Origin of the sequence: Pseudoxanthomonas japonensis (genome assembly GCF_043632995.1) — a bacterium.
Lineage (GTDB): Bacteria > Pseudomonadota > Gammaproteobacteria > Xanthomonadales > Xanthomonadaceae > Pseudoxanthomonas_A > Pseudoxanthomonas_A japonensis.
Window position 1 is genome coordinate 514,877 of record NZ_CP171632.1, and the last position, 21,174, is coordinate 536,050.

The window sequence follows — 21,174 nt, forward strand, 5'->3', positions numbered from 1 at the left end:
GGGCTTACCAGCGGTAATCGAACCCGATGCCGACCACGCGCGGCGCACCGGCGATGATGTTCGGGCTGTCGTCCGACCAGGCGTACTGGGTATAGCCGCGGTCGAACAGGTTGCTGGCGAACACATAGGCGCTCCAGTCCATGTTCTCGTAGCCGAAGCGGCCGTTGACCAGCGTGCGCGACGACAGCCGGCGCGCGTCGCTGCCGATGTCCGGCGTCACGTCGCTGCGGTAGTTGGCGTTGACGTTGGCCAGCCAGTGGTCGCCGAAGCGCAGGTTCGCGCCGACCGCGAACGTCCAGCGCGGCGCATAGGCGAACTCGGAGCCGGTGTAGTCGTTGATCTGCGCGTCCAGGATGGTCTTGAATTCGTCGTAGCGCGTGCGCGAGTAGCCGAGCGAGGCGTACCAGTCGAACGCGGGGCCGACGCGATGGCTGGCTTCGACTTCGAATCCGTACAGGTGCGCCTTGCCGGCGTTGACCGTGTGGTAGTCGTAGTCGTTGATGCCGAACATCGCGGTGACCTGCTTGTCTTCCCAGTCGATGTAGTACAGGTTGGCGTTGAGCGTCAGCCGGTCGTCCAGCCACTGCGAGCGCAGCGACAGCTCGGCGTTCCAGGTGAACTCCGGGTCGTACGCATAGTTCTGCCCGCGCGCGATGTTGAACGCCGAACCGCCGGAGCGGTAGCCGCGCTGCACGACGAACGCCGTGGACACATCGTCCGTCCATGCATAGCGCACGCCCAGCTTGGGCAGGAACGCGTCGAAGTCGCGGGTGGATTCGGGCGTCTGGCTGTTGGCCTGCTGCACCATGCCGAGCACGGCCTGGTTGATGCCGGCGATGGCCGGCGCCAGTTGCGGGCCGAACGCGGCGGGGTCGGGCAGCGTGCCGGCAAAGTCCGCCGTCGCGACGGCGCCGAAGCGGTATTCCTCGCGGTCGTAGCGGAAGCCGCCCAGCAGGGCCAGGCGTGTCGTCAGGTCGACTTCGAAATCGGTGAACAGCGCGACGTTGCGTGAACGCGACTGGCCGTCGCTGGCGTAGTCGACCGGAATCACCGGCACGGCCTGTGCGTACAGGCCGGCCACGTAGTTCGCGGTAAATGCATCCAGCCCGGCGCCCTGCAGCACGGCAGCGATGGTGGAGGCCGGCGTGTCCACGTTGGTGCGGTTGATGCTGATGTTGTCCGTCTCGCGCTGCGAGGCGTACAGGCCGACCAGGCCGCGCAGGCGCTCGCCGCGGTAGTGCGCGCGGAACTCCTGCGAGAACGTGCCGTACTGTTCGTCCGTGTCGCCATAGGCCTCGGCGCGCTCGGTCAGGTCCGTGTCGAACTGGCGCTGCATGTCGGTATCCGACCAGGCCGTCACCGCCGACAGCGACCAGCGGTCGGACAGCAGGTAGTCGACTTCCAGCGTGGCGATCTGCGCCAGCGTGTCGGTAGCGCCCGGGTAGTCCGACAGGTTGATGCGGTCGTCGTAGTGGTTGGGCACGTCGTTGCGCGAGTAGGCGTACATGTACGGCCCCTGGCGGTCGTCGCGCGTGTAGGTCAGGCGCGCGGTCAGCCCGTCGATGCCCTTCGGCGTCCACAGCAGCTTGGCGCGCGCCATCGTCGACTCGCGCTCGTCTTCGCCCACGCCGCGCGTCGGGTTGTAGACGAAACCGTCGAACGAGCGGTCTTCCACCGCCACCCGGAACGCCAGCTCGTCGGCGACCAGCGGACCGCCGCCGGCGAAGCCGATGCGGCGGTCGGACGGGTCGGACAGCAGCACCCGGGCGCGCCCGGACCAGTCCATCGTCGGGTCTTCGGTGCGCAGCACGATGGCGCCGGCCAAGGCGTTCTCGCCCTGGATGGTCGATTGCGGGCCGCGCAGCACTTCCACCTGCGCGATGTCCCACAGGTCGGTCGGGCCGGCATCGCTCACCTGGCTCGGCAGCGGCGCGCCGTCGACGTAGATCGTCGCCAGCGGGTTGGGCGCGCCGGCCTCGTTGGCGATGCCGCGGATGGTGAAGCCGCGGTCGCCGTACATCTGCGACACATTGGCGGTGCGGTTGAGGATGTCGAACAGGCTGAGCAGGGTTTCCTGCTCCATCCTCACCGAGGTCGACACCGCGACGCTGGCAGTGGTGTCCTGCAGCGAGCGTTCGGTCTTCTCGCCGCGCACGACGATCTCGTCGAGCGTGGTCGGTTCGGGACCGGGGGTGGCAACAGGTTGGGTTTGGGCGTGGGCCTGGACGGCGACAAACAGGCACGCAGCCAGCACGGACACGCGCTGGCCGGCAACGTGGGACAGGGGGTGCAACACGGGAGATTCCCCAGAGCGAGACCTTGGGCAGGTCACCAGGGACGCGGCGGCAGGCTGACGTCCGACTGCACTATGCTATATGCGAATAGGAGTCACTTGCAATAATGCAACCACTCCCGGCCGGATGCCTTGGTTCGAACCTACCGTCTCGGGATTGGAGAAAGCTATGAAGCGAAGTTCAGGCCGCTCAGCGGCACGTCCTGCTTGGAACCTAGGCAAGCTGGTTGGACAGAAAGCGCCACTAAAGCTCAGGGAGATCTGGTCGATTCGAGTCAGGCTGCAGCTCAAGGGCGATACCCGGCAGCTGGCTCTCTTTGATCTTGCAATAGACAGCAAGCTGCGCGCTTGCGATCTGGTTGGGCTGCGGGTCCGAGACGTTACACACGGCATGCACATCGGTTCCAGAGGGTGCGTCGTCCAGCGCAAGACAAAGCGCCCTGTCCAGTTCGAGATCACGCCGCAGACTAGAGATGCCCTGGCCGCGTGGATCAATAGTCAGAAGCTCGGGCTCGACGACCATCTCTTTCCCGGCAGGCAACGAGGCTCCTCTCACCTCTCTACGCGCCAGTACGCTCGCATGGTGAAGGCTTGGGTGATCAGTATCAACCTGGATCCCGTCAACTACGGAACGCACTCCATGCGTCGTACCAAGGCATCGCTGATCTACCAACGTACCAAGAATCTGCGCGCCGTCCAGCTACTGCTTGGGCACAGCAAGATTGAGAGCACCGTTCGCTACTTGGGCGTTGAGGTGGATGATGCCCTGTTGCTGGCAGAGCAGACAGAAGCTTAGAGCGTCACCGAAAGCGGTCCTCACACGGCCGCTTTCGATGCGGTTCGGCACGTAGTTTCAGCCCTCAGGGGGTCGTGGGATCCAGAATGCTGCAGCGTCTGAGAAGGAACCACTATCAGAACCTGAAGTTTACCCCGAGCTCAAGGCTTCTACCCTCGCCGAGGAATACCTGGCTATCCCGACGTGCGGTCGTGGCATACAACTCATCGGTAACGTTTCTGAGAAGAATTGAGAACGTGGTGTTTCTGCCATACGCGTAGGCGAGCGTCAGATCAACTGTGGTGTAGGCGGGCAGCGCCACCGAGTTGGAGAACCCGATGTTGTCCGTGTGAATGGACGCGACATGCCTGAACCAGGCCCCGAGACTCAGGCTTCGGTTCGGCGCATAGCTGACGCCCAGATTGGCCACGTAGTCGGGAATGGAGCTTGGCGTTACTCCAGAGTAGTCAACGCCGTTGTGGACAAAATCATCGTACTTTGAATCGACGTAGGAAAAGTTCGCATCAATCTGCCACTCGTCGACCGGGCGTAGCCACAACGAAACTTCAAAACCCTTCGCAGTCTGCTTGCCCACGCTCAGCAGTCCTGCTCCCGGCGTCGGGTTGCTCACCAGCATGTTCTTCTTCGAGATGCGGTACGCGCTGGCCGTGAATTCTGCCGCCCCATCGAGGATGGACATCCGCCAACCCAGCTCCTGCTGCTCCGCTTGCGTCAGGTCAAGCTTTGTCTGTGCGGCGTTCACCGTAAGAAAGCTGGCGCTGGCATCGCCCGGTTCGAACGATGATGCGTAGGATGCGTAGAAGGTCGATGCCTTTGTCGCGTCGAACACCAGGCCCGCCCTGTAAGAGAGCTTGTCGTGCTTCCTGTTGATGAGCTGATTGATCGGGCTGCTTAGGCCTTGCTTGAAGTCATAATCTATGTCGTAAGCATCATGCCGCAGGCCGGCTACCAGCTTGAGGTCGTCCGTCAGACTCAGCTGATTCTCGACATAAGCACTGACCTGATTCATCTCAATATCGACATCGGGCTTCTTGTAGTCGTCAGTGGTCGAGGTAAAGAAATCGTTGTAGTAGAGCTTGGCCGGGTTGTAGATGGGCGTCGGGATGATCAGTCCCGCATATGTCGATTGTTGCCGGTGCAACTCCAGCCTGCTTGCATCGACGCCGACAACGAACCTGTTCTCCAGCCCCAGCAGGTTGCCAGAGCCAATGAAGTCAAGCCTGTTGCCGATAAGCGTCTGGTCCTGGCTGGAGTCGTACCCCCTTTCGATTGATCATGCTCGGGTCGGCCGGACTCTGCACCGCCAGGTACAGCCTTCTGATGTCTGAACTGGCCGTCTGGTAGTAGAGCTGATTCTTCAATTCCAGGTTCCCGGCCAGGCGCCACTCAAGACCGCTTCGCAGCCAAAAGCTCTCCCCGGAATCAATCCCATCTTCAAGATTGTTGTAGTTGATCCTCCTGACGCTTCTGTTCAACACTCCGTTGATCAGCGGCGTTCCCTGATAGTCATGCGTTCCGTCATCCGTTGATTTTTCCAAAGACAACGATGCCAGAAGCCCGTCACCGACGGTGTAGACGATGGATGCGCTCAGGGAGTCCAGCTTTCTCTTTTCTCCGTAGTAGTCGGTTCCGATGCGTCTGGTCACCCCGTCGATTCGATAGGCAAGCGCATCGTCGATGGCAATACCCGAGCGCCCGAAGTGGAGCCTGTAACTGTCATGGCTTCCCACTCTGAGACCAAGTTCCGTGCTCTCCTCACTGAATGTCGGCTTCTTCGTGACCAGGTTGACCGTCGCGCCAATGCTGCCTCCTCCATTCAGTACGGATGATGCGCCTCTTATGATCTCGATCCGATCCAAGTTGGACACGTCCAGCGTTCGTTTCGAGAAAATGGTCCCGTTGAGCTTTACCCCATCCTGCAGGAAATCGACGCCCGGATAACCCGAGAACCCTCGGACCGAGTAGTTGCCAGTCGTTCCATGCCCCGATGAACCACCTACGATGCCCGCCGCCTTGGTGACGGCTCTGAGAATGGTGCTGTCTCCCCGTTTCTCGATGGTGGCTGCATCGATCACCTCCACGCTGGCAGGCGTTTCCCTGATGGTCAGTCCAAGCTTCGAGCCAGCCGTCATCGTTTGATCCAGCCGACTTGTTGCCTCGCCAAGAACGGTCACTTTGTCCAATAAGACAGCGTCGCTCGCCCGCGCAGGGAAGCTCGCACAGGCGAGCCCGGCAACCAATATGAATCGTGTAGCCATATCGTGATCCTTGTTCCTCTATACAGCCCAATGTGTCGGACGTTTAGCCGCAAAGACGAGCCGGCGTCTCGCTTTTGCCTTGCAGTTCGAGCATCGGATGTCGCAGGCGCTTCTGTTGCGCAGCGCTATCTCGGTTTGCGCTACGACGCTGCACCCTCTCCGCGGTAGGACAACGTCGACCCGCTCTCCTGCGGGTGAGGTCAGAGTTTCAGCGTGACGCCAACGAACACTGTCCGACCCGACGAGGGCGAGAACATCGGTTGCGCCTGTTCCCAGAAGAAGCTGTCGTACCAGGCGTAGACGTACTCGCGTCCGGTCGCATTCTTGACCTGCATGTCGAGGCTCAGTCGCGGATTGATCTGGTACTTCGCGCTCAGGCCGAGCACGGCGAAGCCGCCGAACTTGCCGGCCACGTTCTGCTCCTCCAAGTAGTAGTCGCCTTGCGCACGAGCCTGCAGTCCGAAGGTCAATGCATCGGTAGCACGGAAGTCGATACCCAGATTGCTGATGTAGCGGGGCGTGGCGGCCACCTCGCGCCCTTGGAGGGAAAGGCCGGCTGCGCGACCGTCCCGTTCGATCTTCGCTTCCTGGTAGGCGTGCGAGGCCCAGACCGTCCAGCGCTCCCCCACACGTGCATCGACCTGCATGTCGACGCCTTGGCGACGGGTCTTGCCCAGCACCACGGTGGTGCCGGTCGCGGGCATGTTGGAGACCTCGTTCTCCGCATCCTGCTGCCAGAGCGCGACACGCGCCTGGACACCGTCGAACGGACTGAACTTGATGCCTGCTTCGACGCCGGTGTTGGTGGAAGGCCGCACGGCCGCCTGTCCCGGCGTCAGATAGGCCGGCGCCGTCGCGCCCGTGAGTACCTGGAAGGTGCGGCCCCAGTTGGCATAGACGTTCGTGCAGGGCGTCAGCGCATACACCACGCTGAGCTTGGGCTGCCCGATGGTGCCGTAGTCCTGCAGCGGGGCACGGACGCCCCCCAGCAGGTGCGTGGTGCCATCGAACCTGTCCACGCGGTACGCCGGCACGATCTTCAGCGCATCGAAGGGCTGGTAGATCGCCTGGACGTAGGCGCCCCAGTTGTCGAACGTGTGGGTATCGTCGTTCTGGATGCGCGCCGGAACGCCATCGAAGTCGGTCGGCTCGGCATAGTTGAAGCGCTCGCGCCGGTAGTGATTGTCCTGCTGCTCGTAGTTGATGCCGCCTTCCAGCGTCAGCATGTCGTTGGCAGTCCAGGTCAGCGTGGCGAGCAGGCCGGCCTGTTTCTCGACCCAGAGACGGCGCTGCCGCGGCGCATTGCCGGTGGGTAGATCGCTGAAGGTCACGCGGCGATCATCTTCGTAACGGTTGTAGTAGAGCTTGCTGCCCAGGACCAGGCCTTCGCCCAGACCAAGGTCCATGTGCAGGGCGGCCTGCCGCATGTCGCGGTCGTCGCCGTCGTTGCGGTTGCGCAGATCCGAGTTGCGGCGGTCGGCACGCAGTTCCTCGGCCGTCATGAAGCCGGGCTCGTCGGCCTCATGGTGGTAGGCGCGGGCGGTCAGTCCGATCCGCATGCCGTCGTCCAGACTGCCGTAGAACCATTTCCCGCCGATGGAGTACTTCTCCGAACTGTCGTGTTCGCGGTAGCCGTCCGAGGCCAGCGCGCCGACGAAGTAGTTCTGCGAGAAGCCACCGCGCTCGCGGCCCACGGCGACCTGCACGCCGCGGGTATCGAAACTGCCATAGCTCAGCCGCGCGTCGGTGTACTCGCCGCCCTGACGCGTGCCGAAGTTGATGTTGCCGCCGATGTTGTGCAGCCCGTAGCGTGGATCGTTGGTGCCGCGCACGACCTCGATGTAGTCGATCTCCAGCGGGAACAGCATGTCGATGAAGCGCTGGTTTCCGCTGTTGACGTTGCTCGGCACGCCGTCGATCAGCGTCTTGATGGCATTGAGATAGCCCTCGCCATTGAACGCACGGAAGCTGACCTTGCCGGACTCCGCGCCCTGGCGCGTCTCTGTCAGCTGCATGCCGGGCATCAGGCCCAGTAGTTCCCAGCTCTGGGAGACGTTCTTGTCCTCGATATCTTCGGCGCCGATGACGTCGACCGACGTCAGCACTTCGTTCGCGGTGAGCTGGCCTCGGCTGGAGCGGACTTCCACCGTTCCCATGGACGTAGTGGCGCCTGTGGATTGCGCGTGAGCCGAGTTGGCCGCCAATGCAGATAGGAGGGAAATACTCAGGATGTGGAATTTCATGGAGACAGAGGCCTGGCAGGTCCCGCAGGGCGGTACCGGGAGTGGGATGAGGGTGGGAAGCAGCGATGGGGCCTAGTGGGGCTCGAACGCGGGCGCACGCGGGTAGTCCGCCTGCCGGAACGGCTCATCGCGAAAGAGGAATCGGTAGTAATAGGCGCGAAGGTCCGCGTGATAGGCGCGGATCCGGTCCTGGTAGGCGAGATGCGCCCGCATGTCGGTATCCGCCAGGCGCGTCAATGCCGCCTGCATGCCCACCGGCGGCAACAGCCAGCCCAGGCTGGAAGCCGTGGTTGAGCGCTGCTCGATCCCTGCGCGGTAGTCGGCGGCCATCTGCGCGACATCGTCGTCGCCGTTCTGGTGGAACGCGAGGTACCACTTGTAGTGGAACGCGGTCCCCAAGGGGGCTGAGTCGCTCCATTCCGGATAGCGCGCATAGAAGCGCTGCATGGTGTCTTCGCGCGGGATGTCCCATGCCCGGTTGACCGCCTCACGCTGGGCGCGCGCAATCTCGGCCCCCTGGTCCACCGGAATGGCGCGTTCGATCGCCACGTGCGCCAGGGCAGGTAGCACGAGCGCGATCGCGACCCAGGACGCCGCAAGGGCCGCGGCATTGGTCGCCGAACTCCACCCGCGCCGGGCCACCAGCAAGGACACCCCGGCCCAGAACACCAGGTAAGCCGTGGCCAGCCCCAGTACGCCGGCGATCTTCGACAGGGTTACGCCTTGCTGGAGCGCGACCACCGTGAACGGCACCCCTACGCATGCCAGCAACGCCAACGCGCGGACTATGGCCCTACGCAGGTACAAGCGGCCAAGGCCCATGGGCAGGCTGCGCAGCATCCGCTCGCGGCCGGACTCCGTCTCGTTGGAACGCAGGTCGTGAAAGAGCACGATCACGAAGACCGGAAACAGGAAGGTCAGCAGGAACGCGAAGTCGAAGCGCCCGGCCAAGGCGAGCTCGGGGTTGAAGATGTCCCCGTCATGGATCTGCGCCTCCAGCCCCAGCGCCCGCACGCGCAGTATGAAGGGCGCTACGTCGCGCATGCCGACGGCCGCGAAGGACAGCGCCGACGGTGGGTTCCAGGTGGGATGGAAGGAGTAGTAGGCGGCCTGGCCTGCGTCCGTCGAGTCGCCGTGAGCCGCAGCGACGGCAGCGAGATCAGCCGCTTGCAGCGCTGCGATACGGGCGATCGCCTCGCGCTGGCTGTCGATACGTTGCACGCCCGACACGAGACTGGCGACGTTAAGCGCCGTCAGCACCAGCAGACCGATAACCGGGATGCGTGAACGCAGTAAAAGACGCCATTCGTAACGCCAGAGGTTCATCGGGTCACCTCCAGCCGACGTGCGCGCCAGCCCAGCGCAAACAAGGCCACCGTCAGCCAGGCCAGCAGAACCAATATCCCCGGCAACATCGCTCTCAGCAGTGCATTGGGTGGTTGAGGCGTGAAGGCAAAGCGCGGAATCTCCAGCCAGTGACTGTGGTTGACGCGCTTGCGCTGGTCGGCCCCGGCGTCGCGTGCGGTGTCGTCCGCGTAGGAGACGCCATCGGCTTGCAACTGGTTGAGCTGCTGCACCATGCGATAACGGTGAGCCTCGGCCTGTTCCAGGAAACGCAGATGCGCCGATAGATCTGTGGCGGCAGCGGCCATCGAGACCTGGCGCAGGGCGATGGACGGACTGAGGACGGAGAACCAGGAGACCAACCGGTTCTGGTCATGCTGGATGCCGGCGCTGCGCGCGGCATACTCGTCGAAGAGGCGGGACGTCAGGCGTTCGCCTTCGACGGCCAGGAGCCCTTTGTAGTTGACCGGCAGGTCCTCGACGCGCGCGACGCCGTAGCGATCGAGGACGCTCTGGCGGAATCTGTTGAAGTACGGATCGTTGGGATCATGGCTGTCCCCCATGGCCCGCAGGTCCCGCGAGATACCCACCTCGGTCTGCAGCCGGTCCGGCAGCGGCTGCGCCGCGTAGGCGACGTCAGGTGCGATGCGCGGGATCAACAATGTGGATAGCGCCCACAGCGCCACCAGCGCAAGCAGGGCGTCGCGGCGGCGCTTCATGGCGGCCGACACGAAGGCGATGAGGACCGACCACAGGCCGAGGTACAGCACGTACCCCAGCATGACGGCGGAAGCGACCGCCGTGGATGCTGCAGGCGCAGCGGCCATGGTCGCCAGGCCCACAAACGCAGGCAGCATGAACACGCCGGCCACGACGAGCAGCGCCAGGAGCTTGCCACCGACGATGCTTCGGGAAGACGCACCCTGCAGCATCAGTTGCCGCAAGGTCCCGCGCTCGCGCTCCTGCGACAGCACGCCGTGACCGAGGAACACCAGCACCAGCGGCGCGAGCACCTGCAACAGGAACGCCGGCGTGAGCTGGCCGAAGCGCGTCAGGATGGAGCCCTGCATGACATCGCCGAAGTTGGCCGTGTTCTGGCGATGCCCTTCCAGGAACATGCTGCTGCCGGTGAACGGGTCAACGCCGGCGTCGAAGGCGGCCAGTGCCGAAGGCGGCCGGTACACGAAGTGGCCGTAGTGGACCACGCGATGGGGATGGCGGTCCGGCTGAGCCTCGAAGGCGGCTTGCGCTGCGGCCTGTTGGCGGCTGCGGTACTCGGCCGCGCTGTTCATGTGGTGCAGGGACACCACGGTCGCCACAATCGCAAGCATCGCCAGCAGCGCAATGCCGGCCAGCGCCGTGCGGTTGCGGACCATCGCGCGCAGTTCGTTGCGCATTACAGGAACGACCACACTCATGCGGCGTGGGCTCGTCCGGCGAAGTGGGCATGCAGCGCCTTCAGGTCGAAGTCCGCGCGATTGGCTTCGTGCACGATCCGGCCATGCTCGAGCACACCGATCCGGTCGGCGACGTCGACCGCGCCCATCAGGTCATGGGTGACCATCAGGACCGAGGCGCCTCGCGCCCTCACCGATTCCAGAAGGCCATGGAAGTCCGCGCTCGCGCCCGGATCGAGACCGGAGGTGGGCTCATCGAGCAACAGCAGCGGCACTTCGCGCATCAGCGCCGTGGCGATTGCCACCTTCTGGCGCATGCCCTTGGAGAACCCGCCCAAGCGCTGCCGCCAGGCCGACTCCTGCAGTCCCGCTGCACGTAGGGCATCCCCGATGGCGGTCACATCGTGCCGGCGACCGGCAAGCGAAAGCAGATAGTCGACGTTCTCGATGGCGGTGAGGTGTTCGTAGAGCGCGACGTTCTTTGGCAGGTAGGCCAGCTGCGCGCGCGCCTGGTCCGGCGTCCGCCATGGGGTGAACCCACCCACACGGACCTCGCCGGATGTTGGCTTCAAGAAGCCCAGAAGCACCGATAGCGTGGTCGACTTGCCCGTGCCATTGCCGCCGAGAAGCGCATAGATGCTGCCTTTTTCCACCTTTAGGTCGAGGCAGGATAGGACGGCCTTACCGGGAAAGGACACGGTCAAGGACTGGATGTCGACGACAGGATTAGGCGCGTTCAAGGCTGGTAGGGCTCACTGCGGGGCAGCCATTTACCATAATGTAATAACATTACATTCACAAGAGAAGGCAAGATCCCGCGGCTCGCCATCTCGACTTGTAAGGCGGAGTTGACCGGCCGCACCTCATGTAACATTATTTGTTACATGAAAAGAGACAGTCGACTTTCTGCCGTCCTCCACGCCTTGCTGCACATGGCGGAGCGCACCGATCCGATGACCTCCGAGGAACTGGCGCTGTGCCTGAGCACCAACCCGGTCGTCGTACGTCGAACGATGGGGTTGCTTCGCAATGCAGGGCTGGTCGCTTCCGCACGAGGGCACGCGGGTGGTTGGCACATCAAAGCCGACCTATCCAGGGTCAGCCTGCGCCAACTGCATGAGGCGCTGGGCGAGCCGGCGTTGTTCGCCATGGGAAACCGCCACGAGAACCCTGCCTGTCTGGTTGAGCAGGCCGTCAACGCCGCTCTGAATGACGCCTTCGACGAAGCCGAGGCGCTGCTCCTGGAGCGCTTCGCTTCAGTATCGCTGGCCGATCTGGCGGCTGACTTCGCACGCCGGCACAAGGCACACCTTGAGAAGGAAATCCTATGAAGAACTACGATGTCATCGTGGTAGGCGGCAGCTATGCGGGCATGGCGGCTGCCCTCCAGCTCGTGCGCGCGCGACGCAGCGTGCTGGTCCTTGATGCAGGCAAGCGGCGTAACAGGGCCGCCTTGCACTCGCACGGGTTCCTATCCCAGGACGGCGCAGATCCTGCCGTCATTGCCAGCACGGCGCGCACACAGTTAGAGGCCTATCCAACGCTGTCATGGGTGGACGATCTTGTGGTGAAGGCGTCTGGATCGCGCGATGCTTTCACCGTCGAGACGTCTACGGGCGAGATCTACGGTGCTCGCCGCCTGCTTCTGGCGACGGGCGTCTCTGACACGCTGCCGGACATCAAGGGCTTGGCTGAGCGGTGGGGAACCAGTGTCTTTCATTGCCCCTACTGTCATGGGTATGAGCTAGATCAGGGACAGATCGGCGTGATCGCGGCCAACCCCATGTCCATCCACCAAGCGCAGCTGCTGCCTGAGTGGGGATCGGTGACCTTCCTCACCAATAGCATGGTGGAACTGGATGAGCCCACGCTACAGGATCTCTCGACGCGCGGCGTGATCGTGGAAGCAACCCGCATCGATAGGATCGAGGGACATGCAGATGTAATGCTGACAGACGGCAGGCGTCTCGCCTTCGCGGGGTTGTTTACTGCGCCAAAGAACGCTCCGTCGACTTCAATAGCGGAGGACGTGGGTTGCGCTCTTGCTGAAACTCCCATGGGTACACAGATCCAGACCAGCGAGACCAAAGAAACCAATATCGCGGGCGTCTTCGCCTGTGGTGACGCTGCTCGCGTTCCTCACTCGGTTTCTCTGGCCGTTGCGGATGGCGCATGGGCGGGTGCTCAGATCCATCGCTCTTTCGTGTGGCTCGAAGGCTAGGCTAGTCCACTTCTTTCAATTAGCAGCAGATTCCCGATGTCCGCTCCCGACCCGAAGCGGACATCTAGTTGCAACAATGGGTTGCAATACTTCTAATATTCCGGAAATATAGAAGTATGGATACGCCCCAGACCGTTCAAGCGCTTCGTGCGCTCGCGCACGACCACCGGCTCGCTGCCTACCGCGCCCTTGTACAGGCGGGTCCAGGCGGCATGGCCGTCGGCGAGTTACGCGATCAACTCGACTTGCCGCCTGCGACCCTAACCGCGCACCTGAACCAATTACGTGCGGCAGGGCTGGTCACCGATGAACGAGAAGGACGGGTCATCCGGATACGTGCCGACTACGACCGCATGAACGGTCTGATCGGCTTCCTGACGGAGAACTGCTGCGGCGGCAAGTCCTGCGCGCCGGCAGTCAAGAAGAAGCTCCGTTGATCCGCATTCCAGAGATACGACATGACCGACAAGACCTACAACGTACTGTTCCTGTGCACCGGCAACTCCGCGCGCAGCATCATGGCCGAGGCGATCCTCAACGTGCTGGGCCACGGCCGGTTCAAGGCCTATAGCGCCGGGAGTCATCCCAGCGGCCAGGTCCAGCCGATGGCGCGGGAGCTTGCCGAGGCGATCGGCTATGACGCCAGCCAGGTGCGCAGCAAGAACTGGGACGAGTTCGCCGTGGAGGGCGCCCCCGAGATGGATATCGTCATCACGGTCTGCGACAACGCTGCGGGAGAGGCGTGCCCGGTATGGCTGGGCCAGCCTGCACTCGCGCACTGGGGTGTACCCGACCCGGTAGCTGCCACGGGCAATGAAGAAGATCGGCGTCGAGCCTATACCGCAGCGTTCGCCACACTGCGCCGTCGTATCGAGCTACTGCTGTCCCTGCCGCTGCAAAGTCTCGACCGTCTGGCAGCGCAAGCAAAGCTGGGTGAGATCGGACGCGTCGGCGCTGAATGATCCGCCAGCGTCTCCTTGGTGAGTTCTTGGCCACGGGCCTGCTGCTGGTGACGGTGGTGGGCTCTGGGATCATGGCCGAGCGCCTCGCTGGCGGAAACGGTGCCGTTGCCTTGCTGGCCAACACGCTGGCAACGGTCGGCGGCCTCTATATCCTGATTGAGGTGTTCGGTTCGATCAGTGGCGCGCACATGAATCCCGCGGTCAGCGTCGTCATGGCGGCGCGGGGTGAACTGCCCAAGGCCCTGTTGCCGGCATACATCGTGTTCCAGCTCGCGGGCGCGGTGTGCGGTGCTTTGTTGGCGAACGCCATGTTCGATCTTCCGATCCTGGAGTTCTCCACGAAGGCGCGGACCGGCGAGGGCCAATGGTTGGGCGAGATCGTTGCAACGGCAGGATTGCTGCTGGTGGTGCTCAGGGCACCCGCGTCCCGGGTAGCCGTGATGGTAGCTGCGTACATCGGTGCGGCCTATTGGTTCACTTCGTCGACCTCATTCGCGAATCCTGCAGCAGCGTTTGGCCGCATGTTCAGTGACAGCTTCGCCGGCATTTCGCCTGGCGACGTGCCCGTCTTTGTTGTGGCGCAGCTCATCGGGGCAGCCCTGGGCGCCACGATCCACAAGCTACTTGGAATACCTCATGTCCAATCTCGGTGATCTGCCCAATGTATCGGCCGAGCTGTTCCATGTGCCGGAGGTCGACCGTCTATCCCCGGCCGCACTCGCTACGCATGCCCCGCGGATCCTTCTGCTCTACGGATCGCTGAGGAAGAGGTCATACAGCAAGTTGCTCGCGCTGGAGGCGGCCCGACTACTGCAGGCGATGGGGGCCGAAACCCGGCTCTTCGATCCGACAGGTCTTCCTCTTCCGGATGCAGAGCCCGACACGCATCCCAAGGTGCAGGAATTGCGGCAACTGGTGCAGTGGTCGGAGGGCATGGTCTGGAGTTCGCCGGAGCGGCACGGCGCCATGAGCGGCATCATGAAGGCGCAGATCGATTGGATTCCCTTGTCGCAGGGTTCGGTTCGTCCGACCCAGGGCAAGACGCTGGCCGTCATGCAGGTTTCGGGCGGCTCGCAGTCCTTCAACGCGGTGAATCAGCTTCGTGTACTTGGGCGCTGGATGCGGATGATCACGATCCCCAACCAATCCTCCGTGGCGAAGGCGTTCAACGAATTCGACGAAGAGGGGCGCATGAAGCCGTCCGCGTTCTATGACCGCGTCGTGGACGTCATGGAAGAGCTGATCAAGTTCACGCTGCTGACCCGTGATGTCTCGCCATACCTGATGGACCACTACAGCGAGCGCAAGGAAAGTGCGGAGGAACTGGCCAGGCGGGTCAGCTTCCGCGCTATCTAGGTACGGAAACGTTCACGGGTCTTCCTGGCAGGATGCCTCGGCCGAGCCGTGCCGCGCGAAGCTAGGCAGACGCGTCTACCGGTCACGACACACGCGGCAGCGCATTGAGCTGCACCGCGACGTAGTCCATGTGGCCACCGGCGACCGCGCGGGCGCGGTCGGGGTCGCGTTGCAGGATGGCGGCGAGCAGGGCGTCGTGCTGCCGGCGCAGCTGCTGCGAGACCGGCGACTGCGGAGAGAGGCCGGCGAGGCTGACCTGCACGTGGTCGTGCAGCAGCGCCAGCAGCGAGGCGATGAGGTAGGAGAACACCGGATTGTGCGTCGCGTCGGCGATGGCGCGGTGGAAGGCCACGTCGCTGCGGATCTGCGCCTGCCGGTCGCTGCCGTTGTAGGCCGCATCCACTGCAGCATGCGCCGACCGCAGCCGCTCGCGGTCCCCGTCGTCATGCCGCAGCGCCGCCAGTTCCGCGGTGCGGCTTTCCAGCATCGCGCGGAACTCCACCAGATCCGCCTGCAGCATCGGATGGTTGCGCGCCATGTCCTGCCAGATCTCCGCCATCCGGCGCTCGGAGGCGGCGACCACATAGGTGCCGTCGCCCTGCCGGCGCTCCAGCACGCCGCGCGCAACCAGCAGGCCGATCGCCTCGCGGGCGGTCGCACGCGAGACCTGCAACTGGTCGGCGAGGGTGCGTTCGGCGGGCAGCCGCCGGCCGGCGACGTAACGGCCGTCGGCAATGGCCTGTTCGAGGTGGCGGGTGACCTGGGCGACCTGGGTGGACATGACGGCCTGCGCTCGGATTGGTCGGACCAATATACCGGCCGCCGGACGCCGGCACAGACTCCGGTCCGGACAAGACGGACCCGCCCGCCATGCGCTCGCCAGATCCTGCCGGCTCCTCCCCCCTTCGGGACGTGTACGTGTTCGCCACCTGCGTGGTGGACCTGTTCATGCCCGACGCCGGCCTGGACGCGATCGCCGTGCTGGAACGGATCGGCTGCCGCGTCCACCTGCCCGAGGCGCAGACCTGTTGCGGACAGCCGGCCTACACCAGCGGCTTTCCCGAGGAGTCGCGCAAGGTCGCGCGCGCGCAACTGGACCTGTTCCCGCAGCGCTGGCCGATCGTGGTGCCGTCGGGCTCCTGCGCGGGGATGATGCGGCACCACTGGCCACGGCTGTTCGCGGACGATCCCGTGCTGCTGGCGCGTGTGCGCGACATCGGCGCGCGGGTGGTGGAGTTCTCCGACTTCCTCGCCGCGACCGACCTGCAGCTGCCCGTCGCCGCCACGAACGATCCGGTCTCCGTCTGCCTGCACACCTCCTGCAGTGCGCGACGCGAGACCGGCGCACTGGCCAGCGGGCGGCGGTTGCTTGAGGCGCTGCCCGGTGTCGAACTGAAGATCCAGGCCTACGAATCCGAATGCTGCGGCTTCGGCGGCACCTTCGCGGTGAAGCAGCCCGACATCTCTGCCGCGATGGCCGGCGACAAGGCGGATGCACTGGCCGACAGCGGCTGCGATGCTTTCGTCAGCGGCGACTGCGGCTGCCTGCTCAACCTCAACGGCACGCTGGCGCGTCGCGAGGCGCCGCTGCAGGGCCGGCATATCGCCAGCTTCCTGCGCGAACGCTGGGGCCTGCCCGCACCGGATGCCGGCGCATGAGCCTGCCTGCCGCATCCACGCGCGCGCGTTCCGCGATCCTGTCGCGGTTGCGCGCGGCCGCGCCGGTCGAACTGCCGGTGCCCGATGTCGCCGCGTATTACACCGATGCCGGCATGCCGTCGTCGGCCGCGATGCGCGAGCGTTTCATCGCGCAGGCGCGCGGCTGGCGTGCCGAAGTGATCGAGACCAACGCCGCCACGTGGCCGATCGCGCTCGCCGCGGTGCTTGCCGACAAGGGTGTGCGCCGGCTGATGGCGGGCCGCGACACCGCGCTGGTCGGCGGCCTGCACGCCGCCACGCAGGCGGTGACGCTGGACTGGTACGACGCGCCCATCGAAACGCTGAAGCCGGTGCTGTTCGACACCGTCGATGCTGGCATCACCACCACGCTGGGCGGCATCGCCGAAACCGGCAGCCTGATCCTGTGGCCCGACACGCGCGAGCCGCGCACGCTGTCCCTGCTGCCGCCGCTGCACATCGCCGTGCTGCGCGAAGAGGACCTGCAGCCGACGCTGTACGCGGCCATGCGGCACCGGCAATGGGCGGCGGGCCTGCCCACCAATGCGCTGCTGGTCACCGGGCCGTCCAAGACCGCCGATATCCAGCGCCTGCTGGTGTACGGCGCGCACGGTCCGCGCGAACTGGTCATCCTGCTGCTGCGCGCCGAGGCCACCGCATGAGCGCGGTGCGCCCCGCCGCCGATCCGGTCGCGTTCAAGGACAACGCGCGCCTGGTGCTGGCCGATCCGGTGCTGCGTCGCGGCTTCCGCGGCGCGATGGACTACCTGGCCGACAAGCGTGCCGCGCAGTTCCCCGAGCACGACGCATTCGAACGCCTTCGCTCGCTCGGCGAACACCTGCGCAAGCGCGCGCTGTCGCGGCTGCCGGACCTGCTGGAGCAGCTGGAGCAGGCGCTGCAGGCACGCGGGGTGCAGGTGCACTGGGCCGAGGATGCGGCCGATGCGAACCGCATCTTCCAGGAGATCGCCGCGCGCCACGACGCGACCATGATGGTCAAGGGCAAGTCGATGGTCAGCGAGGAGATCGAGCTGAACCACCGCATGCAGGAACACGGCATCGCCTGCGTCGAGACCGACATGGGCGAGTACATCCTGCAGCTCGACAACGACCGGCCCAGCCACATCATCATGCCGGCGATCCACAAGACCAAGGAAGACGTGGCGAAGATCTTCGCCGAGCACATCCCCGGCGCCGGTTACACCGAGGATGTGGACGAACTGATCGCGATCGGCCGCGTGGCACTGCGCGACAAGTTCCGCCAGGCGAAGATCGGCGTGTCGGGCGTCAACTTCATGGTCGCCGAGACCGGCTCGCTGGTGCTGGTGGAGAACGAGGGCAACGGTCGGCTGTCGACCACGGTGCCGGACGTGCACATCGCGATCACCGGCATCGAGAAGGTCATCGAGAAGCTGGAACACGTGCCGCCGCTGTTCACCCTGCTGACACGCTCGGCCACCGGCCAGGCCGTGACGACCTACCTCAACGTCATCAGCGGTCCGCGCCGCGAGGGCGAGAAGGACGGGCCGCGCGAAGTGCACCTGGTGCTGCTGGACAACGGCCGAAGCCAGGCCTTCGCCGAAGAACGCTTCCGCGCGACGCTGCAATGCATCCGCTGCGGCGCCTGCATGAACCACTGTCCCGTCTACGCACGTATCGGCGGACTGTCGTACGGCACGACCTACCCGGGACCGATCGGCGCGATCATCTCGCCGCACCTGCTGGGGCTGGAGTCGACGCGCGATCTGCCGACCGCCTCCAGCCTGTGCGGTGCGTGCGGCGATGTCTGCCCAGTCGGCATTCCCATCCCCGAACTGCTGATGCACCTGCGCGAAGCCGGACGCCACCATCGTCCCGCACTGCAGCAGCACAAAGCGTTGAAGGGGCAGGGTGCAGTGCGTAGCATCCCGGAGGTCCTCGCCTGGAAGGCGTGGCGACTGCTGTATTCCAACGGGATGCGCTATCGCCTGTTCACCTGGATCGCTTCCCGGCTGCGCGGCCTCACGCCCGCGCACCAGGGCGGCTGGACCCGATCACGTACGCCACTGACGCCCGCGCCGCGCTCGCTGCGCGAGCGATGGCGGACATCGCGCACCACCGTTACACACCGGACCCACGACACGCAGGAGGAGTAGGGGAACACGATCACACCGACCGCGGACCGGGAGCATCCGCAGTCCATACACACGAACGGCACGCAAGCGGGAGCGTTTTCGGCCGGCCTTGGGAGGGGTGGCATGGCAACTGTCGAACAACACGTCGAAACGGTGTTGCGGGTGATCCATTCGGGATCGCCCAGCACCGGAAGCAACGCCAATACCGATCTGATCCACCGTTCGTGGCGCCGTTGCGCCACCGAGCATGCCCTCGATCCGGCGATGCGCCCGGACGTGCGCATCGAAACCAACTCGCGCCTGCGCGAGTGCCGGCAGCAGCTGGAGGAGCACCTGCACGTGGCGCGCGCCGGCATGGAGCAGCTCTACAAGCATGTGTCCGACCTCGGCTACGTGCTGCTGCTGACCGACGCGGAAGGCGTCACCCTGGACTTCATCGGCAACGACACCTGGGACGCACCGCTGCGCCGTGCCGGCCTGGCGCTGGGCGCCAACTGGAACGAGATCCACGCCGGCACCAACGGCATCGGCACCTGCATCGCCGAGCAGTCGACGGTGATCTGCGACCGCGAGGACCACTTCTACATCGGCCACATCGGGCTGAGCTGCACCAGCACGCCGCTGTACGATCCCGATGGCGCCTTCATGGGCGCGCTGGACGTCTCCGCGCTGTCGTCGCCGGACCGGCGCGAGAGCCTGCACCTGGGGCGCCACCTGACCGTGCTGCACGCGCGGATGATCGAGGACGCCAACTTCATCCGCCAGTTCCGCGCGCACTGGATCCTGCGCCTCGGCACCGTCGGACCGCTGGTCGATGTCTGCGGCGAGCTGATGCTGGCGGTGGATCGCGACGGCCGCATCGTCGGTGCCAATAGCGGTGCGCGCCAGCAGCTGCGCCTGCTGGACTCGCTGCACACGCGCGACGCCGCGCGCGCGCAGCTGGTCGGCAATCACCTGACCGGCGTGTTCGGCACGCGCATCGATGACATCTGGCGATTGACCAAGGGCACCTCGCACGATTCGCGCGGCGTGGTGACCACGTGGGACGGGCAGGGTTACCACGCCTCGATGATCGCGCCGAAGACCGCGCCGCGCCTGCAGGTGCCGGACGCCGGCGAAGCACGCAATCCCGTGCAGGACAGCGTGTTGTCGCGGCTGTCCGGTGGCGATCCGCGCATGGACCAGCTGCTGGAACGCGCAGCGCGCCTGGTCGACAAGCCGGTCAGCATCTTCCTGCAGGGCGAAACCGGTACCGGCAAGGAAGTGCTGGCGCGCGCGCTGCACGACGCCAGCCGCCGCGCGGAGCGTCCGTTCGTGGCGGTCAACTGCGCGGCCATCCCGGAATCGCTGATCGAGAGCGAGCTGTTCGGCTATGCGCCGGGCACGTTCACCGGCGCGCGCAGCAAGGGCATGAAGGGACTGATCCAGCGTTCCGACGGCGGCACGCTGTTCCTCGACGAGATCGGCGACATGCCGCTGCCGCTGCAGACGCGCCTGCTGCGCGTGCTGGCGGAACGCGAGGTGCTGCCGCTGGGCGCGGACGAACCGGTGCGGGTGGACCTGAACGTGGTCGCCGCCTCCCACCGCGACCTGCGCCGGCAGATCGTCGCCGGCACGTTCCGCGAGGACTTGTACTACCGTCTGTGCGGCGCCACGCTGGCCTTGCCGGCGCTGCGCGAACGTGGCGACAAGGCATTCCTCATCGAACGCATCCTGGACATGGAAGCGCAGGCGATGGGCGTGCGGGCCGAGATCGATCCGCGCGCCGTGGCGGTGCTGCTGCGCCACGACTGGCCCGGCAACATCCGCGAACTGCGCAATGCGCTGTGCTACGCGCTGTCGATCGCCGATGGCGCCACGGTCCGTGTCGACCATCTGCCCCAGGAGGTCTTCGAGGCCGATGGCGCCGCCGTACCTGAGACGGCGACAGTCATCCCGTTCCCGCGCGAGCCTGTGGCCGGCACCGATGAACGCGGCGAGCTGCTGGAGGTCCTGCGCCGCAACCGCTGGAACATCAGCGAGGCCGCGCGCGACCTGGGCGCGTGTCGTGCAACGGTCTACCGCCGGATGAAGCGGCTGGACATCGTGTCGCCGACGCAGACCGACTAGCACTGTCCTCCCGCAGTGCGCATGGCGTGACCATGCGACCCGACGGCCCGTCCCTGCGACGGGCCGTCTTCGTTTGCGTCCCCGTCCCTGCGACGGGCCGTCTTCGTTTGCGTCCCCGTCCCTGCGACGGGCCGTCTTCGTTTGCGTCGTCGCTGCCGCCTCGCATGCGCGTGGGGTGCGACACCTGTCGCAGGCGCTGCGACAGGTGGTCGCATGCACGTGTCGCAGGTGCATTGCACTGCCGCATGGATTCGATGGCCTGCGTCGACGGCGCGGACGACAAGTCATTGATTCGAAAAGAAGGCATGTCCGTGGCTCCGTTGCACTGCAACGTGGCACGCGGCTTGCGCTACCTCCTGCGTGGACCTGATGCGCGTGCGCAGCGGTCCCGGAACCACCGCCGCC

The 21,174-nt window shown here is 65.1% G+C and carries 19 protein-coding genes; 11 read left to right on the forward strand and 8 right to left on the reverse strand.

The features are described 5' to 3' along the window. Window positions 1–4 precede the first annotated feature (4 nt). Window positions 5–2,296: a TonB-dependent receptor gene (locus ACGHX3_RS02250; protein WP_394696249.1), complete on the reverse strand. Its 2,292-nt coding sequence runs from the start codon at window positions 2,294–2,296 to the stop codon at window positions 5–7. Between the two features lie 166 nt (window positions 2,297–2,462). Here ACGHX3_RS02250 and ACGHX3_RS02255 point away from each other — a divergent pair, with 166 nt between their 5' ends. Further along, a complete protein-coding gene (locus tag ACGHX3_RS02255) occupies window positions 2,463–3,089 on the forward strand; it encodes a tyrosine-type recombinase/integrase (RefSeq protein ID WP_394696250.1) in 627 nt (208 codons plus the stop codon). 115 nt (window positions 3,090–3,204) lie between these two features. On the opposite strand, the gene ACGHX3_RS02260 is transcribed toward ACGHX3_RS02255, so the two are convergent. The 6 genes from ACGHX3_RS02260 to ACGHX3_RS02285 all read right to left on the reverse strand — a co-directional run bounded on the left by ACGHX3_RS02260 (window position 3,205) and on the right by ACGHX3_RS02285 (window position 11,029). Next, entirely contained in the window at window positions 3,205–4,359 is a 1,155-nt protein-coding gene (locus ACGHX3_RS02260; RefSeq protein WP_394697219.1) for a TonB-dependent receptor, read from the reverse strand. Next, on the reverse strand, window positions 4,304–5,347 hold the full coding sequence (locus tag ACGHX3_RS02265) for a TonB-dependent siderophore receptor (protein WP_394696251.1): 1,044 nt from the start codon (window positions 5,345–5,347) through the stop codon (window positions 4,304–4,306). Before ACGHX3_RS02265 ends, ACGHX3_RS02260 begins: the two co-directional genes overlap by 56 nt. Before the next feature lie 200 nt (window positions 5,348–5,547). After that, window positions 5,548–7,590: a TonB-dependent receptor gene (locus ACGHX3_RS02270; RefSeq protein WP_394696252.1), complete on the reverse strand. Its 2,043-nt coding sequence runs from the start codon at window positions 7,588–7,590 to the stop codon at window positions 5,548–5,550. Between the two features lie 72 nt (window positions 7,591–7,662). Continuing rightward, window positions 7,663–8,916 (reverse strand): ABC transporter permease, encoded by a 1,254-nt coding sequence (locus ACGHX3_RS02275; protein WP_394696253.1) that lies wholly within the window; start codon window positions 8,914–8,916, stop codon window positions 7,663–7,665. Further along, on the reverse strand, window positions 8,913–10,352 hold the full coding sequence (locus tag ACGHX3_RS02280; RefSeq protein WP_394696254.1) for an ABC transporter permease: 1,440 nt from the start codon (window positions 10,350–10,352) through the stop codon (window positions 8,913–8,915). The genes ACGHX3_RS02275 and ACGHX3_RS02280 overlap by 4 nt, the downstream gene beginning before the upstream one ends. Next, entirely contained in the window at window positions 10,349–11,029 is a 681-nt protein-coding gene (locus ACGHX3_RS02285) for an ABC transporter ATP-binding protein (protein WP_394697220.1), read from the reverse strand. Before ACGHX3_RS02285 ends, ACGHX3_RS02280 begins: the two co-directional genes overlap by 4 nt. Window positions 11,030–11,215: 186 nt before the next feature. Between ACGHX3_RS02285 and ACGHX3_RS02290 the strand changes: the two genes are divergently transcribed. The 6 genes from ACGHX3_RS02290 (at window position 11,216) to arsH (ending at window position 14,870) form a co-directional block, all read left to right on the forward strand. Next, window positions 11,216–11,662, forward strand: a complete 447-nt coding sequence (locus tag ACGHX3_RS02290) for an RrF2 family transcriptional regulator (protein ID WP_394696255.1) — start codon at window positions 11,216–11,218, stop codon at window positions 11,660–11,662. Then, complete coding sequence (locus ACGHX3_RS02295) at window positions 11,659–12,552, forward strand: NAD(P)/FAD-dependent oxidoreductase (RefSeq protein WP_394696256.1); 894 nt, start codon at window positions 11,659–11,661, stop codon at window positions 12,550–12,552. The genes ACGHX3_RS02290 and ACGHX3_RS02295 overlap by 4 nt, the downstream gene beginning before the upstream one ends. A gap of 116 nt (window positions 12,553–12,668) precedes the next feature. After that, window positions 12,669–12,989: an ArsR/SmtB family transcription factor gene (locus ACGHX3_RS02300; protein WP_394696257.1), complete on the forward strand. Its 321-nt coding sequence runs from the start codon at window positions 12,669–12,671 to the stop codon at window positions 12,987–12,989. Window positions 12,990–13,010: 21 nt separating this feature from the next. Continuing rightward, entirely contained in the window at window positions 13,011–13,514 is a 504-nt protein-coding gene (locus ACGHX3_RS02305) for an arsenate reductase ArsC (protein ID WP_213603383.1), read from the forward strand. Beyond that, window positions 13,511–14,167, forward strand: coding sequence for an aquaporin (locus tag ACGHX3_RS02310; RefSeq protein ID WP_394696258.1), 657 nt, complete (start codon window positions 13,511–13,513; stop codon window positions 14,165–14,167). Before ACGHX3_RS02305 ends, ACGHX3_RS02310 begins: the two co-directional genes overlap by 4 nt. Then, on the forward strand, window positions 14,151–14,870 hold the full coding sequence (gene arsH, locus ACGHX3_RS02315) for an arsenical resistance protein ArsH (protein ID WP_394696259.1): 720 nt from the start codon (window positions 14,151–14,153) through the stop codon (window positions 14,868–14,870). Before ACGHX3_RS02310 ends, arsH begins: the two co-directional genes overlap by 17 nt. A gap of 82 nt (window positions 14,871–14,952) precedes the next feature. Here the strand turns inward: arsH and ACGHX3_RS02320 are convergent, their stop codons facing one another. Continuing rightward, entirely contained in the window at window positions 14,953–15,651 is a 699-nt protein-coding gene (locus tag ACGHX3_RS02320) for a FadR/GntR family transcriptional regulator (protein WP_394696260.1), read from the reverse strand. 89 nt (window positions 15,652–15,740) lie between these two features. Here ACGHX3_RS02320 and ACGHX3_RS02325 point away from each other — a divergent pair, with 89 nt between their 5' ends. The 4 genes from ACGHX3_RS02325 (at window position 15,741) to ACGHX3_RS02340 (ending at window position 20,769) form a co-directional block, all read left to right on the forward strand. After that, entirely contained in the window at window positions 15,741–16,529 is a 789-nt protein-coding gene (locus ACGHX3_RS02325) for a (Fe-S)-binding protein (protein ID WP_394696261.1), read from the forward strand. Continuing rightward, the gene (locus tag ACGHX3_RS02330) at window positions 16,526–17,209 is read left to right on the forward strand and encodes a lactate utilization protein C (RefSeq protein WP_394696262.1); all 684 of its coding nucleotides are present in this window, start codon (window positions 16,526–16,528) and stop codon (window positions 17,207–17,209) included. The genes ACGHX3_RS02325 and ACGHX3_RS02330 overlap by 4 nt, the downstream gene beginning before the upstream one ends. Then, window positions 17,206–18,681, forward strand: a complete 1,476-nt coding sequence (locus ACGHX3_RS02335; protein WP_394696263.1) for a LutB/LldF family L-lactate oxidation iron-sulfur protein — start codon at window positions 17,206–17,208, stop codon at window positions 18,679–18,681. Before ACGHX3_RS02330 ends, ACGHX3_RS02335 begins: the two co-directional genes overlap by 4 nt. A gap of 102 nt (window positions 18,682–18,783) precedes the next feature. Continuing rightward, window positions 18,784–20,769 (forward strand): sigma-54-dependent Fis family transcriptional regulator, encoded by a 1,986-nt coding sequence (locus ACGHX3_RS02340; protein ID WP_394696264.1) that lies wholly within the window; start codon window positions 18,784–18,786, stop codon window positions 20,767–20,769. Window positions 20,770–21,174 lie beyond the last annotated feature (405 nt).

What these genes read in the sequence shown, in the direction of transcription:
- ACGHX3_RS02270 (WP_394696252.1), bottom strand. Translation starts at nt 7,590, where the DNA reads ATGAAATTCCACATCCTGAGTATTTCCCTCCTATCTGCATTGGCGGCC.
- ACGHX3_RS02290 (WP_394696255.1), top strand. Translation starts at nt 11,216, where the DNA reads ATGAAAAGAGACAGTCGACTTTCTGCCGTCCTCCACGCCTTGCTGCAC.
- ACGHX3_RS02340 (WP_394696264.1), top strand. Translation starts at nt 18,784, where the DNA reads ATGGCAACTGTCGAACAACACGTCGAAACGGTGTTGCGGGTGATCCAT.
- ACGHX3_RS02265 (WP_394696251.1), bottom strand. Translation starts at nt 5,347, where the DNA reads ATGGCTACACGATTCATATTGGTTGCCGGGCTCGCCTGTGCGAGCTTC.
- arsH (WP_394696259.1), top strand. Translation starts at nt 14,151, where the DNA reads ATGTCCAATCTCGGTGATCTGCCCAATGTATCGGCCGAGCTGTTCCAT.
- ACGHX3_RS02320 (WP_394696260.1), bottom strand. Translation starts at nt 15,651, where the DNA reads ATGTCCACCCAGGTCGCCCAGGTCACCCGCCACCTCGAACAGGCCATT.
- ACGHX3_RS02310 (WP_394696258.1), top strand. Translation starts at nt 13,511, where the DNA reads ATGATCCGCCAGCGTCTCCTTGGTGAGTTCTTGGCCACGGGCCTGCTG.
- ACGHX3_RS02305 (WP_213603383.1), top strand. Translation starts at nt 13,011, where the DNA reads ATGACCGACAAGACCTACAACGTACTGTTCCTGTGCACCGGCAACTCC.
- ACGHX3_RS02335 (WP_394696263.1), top strand. Translation starts at nt 17,206, where the DNA reads ATGAGCGCGGTGCGCCCCGCCGCCGATCCGGTCGCGTTCAAGGACAAC.
- ACGHX3_RS02300 (WP_394696257.1), top strand. Translation starts at nt 12,669, where the DNA reads ATGGATACGCCCCAGACCGTTCAAGCGCTTCGTGCGCTCGCGCACGAC.
- ACGHX3_RS02280 (WP_394696254.1), bottom strand. Translation starts at nt 10,352, where the DNA reads ATGAGTGTGGTCGTTCCTGTAATGCGCAACGAACTGCGCGCGATGGTC.
- ACGHX3_RS02275 (WP_394696253.1), bottom strand. Translation starts at nt 8,916, where the DNA reads ATGAACCTCTGGCGTTACGAATGGCGTCTTTTACTGCGTTCACGCATC.
- ACGHX3_RS02255 (WP_394696250.1), top strand. Translation starts at nt 2,463, where the DNA reads ATGAAGCGAAGTTCAGGCCGCTCAGCGGCACGTCCTGCTTGGAACCTA.
- ACGHX3_RS02295 (WP_394696256.1), top strand. Translation starts at nt 11,659, where the DNA reads ATGAAGAACTACGATGTCATCGTGGTAGGCGGCAGCTATGCGGGCATG.
- ACGHX3_RS02330 (WP_394696262.1), top strand. Translation starts at nt 16,526, where the DNA reads ATGAGCCTGCCTGCCGCATCCACGCGCGCGCGTTCCGCGATCCTGTCG.
- ACGHX3_RS02325 (WP_394696261.1), top strand. Translation starts at nt 15,741, where the DNA reads ATGCGCTCGCCAGATCCTGCCGGCTCCTCCCCCCTTCGGGACGTGTAC.